The sequence below is a fragment of the Ruminococcoides sp. genome (assembly GCF_057037865.1).
Window position 1 is genome coordinate 1 of the sequence record NZ_DBLZMS010000012.1, and the last position, 378, is coordinate 378.

General features: G+C 28.0%; 1 protein-coding gene. It reads left to right on the forward strand.

Going from position 1 to position 378, the window contains the following annotated elements; translation table 11 throughout:
• Positions 1-163 (forward strand): tyrosine-type recombinase/integrase (locus tag AC2HW8_RS09515; protein WP_484327500.1); only part of this gene is annotated, 163 nt, incomplete at its 5' end.
• Positions 164-378 lie beyond the last annotated feature (215 nt).

A 378-nucleotide genomic window follows, 5' to 3' on the forward strand; every position in this document is an offset into this window, starting at 1 on the left:
AAGACATACCTTTGCAACAAGAGCAATTGAAAAAGGAATAAATGTTAAAAGCGTGAGTGAAATTCTTGGACATTCCACAGTGAAAATGACACTTGAAAAGTATGTGCACATAACAATGGAGCAAAAACTGAAAGATATAAATAAATTAAATTCATTTGTATAATAGAAGTAGTCAAATAAATGGTCAAACAGCTATAAAGTGCGAATTTAAAGCCACTTTATAGCTGTTTTTCTTGTAATAGCATATTTCACGAAAAAAGCTCTTAGAAATTTTGTTATGCCCATGTTTAATATTTTAGGCAATTATAAAATTCTTTATTCATAAAAGTTTGGATAATGGATAATGTGTTTTTTGCTAACCAGTATAAAATGCAGTTT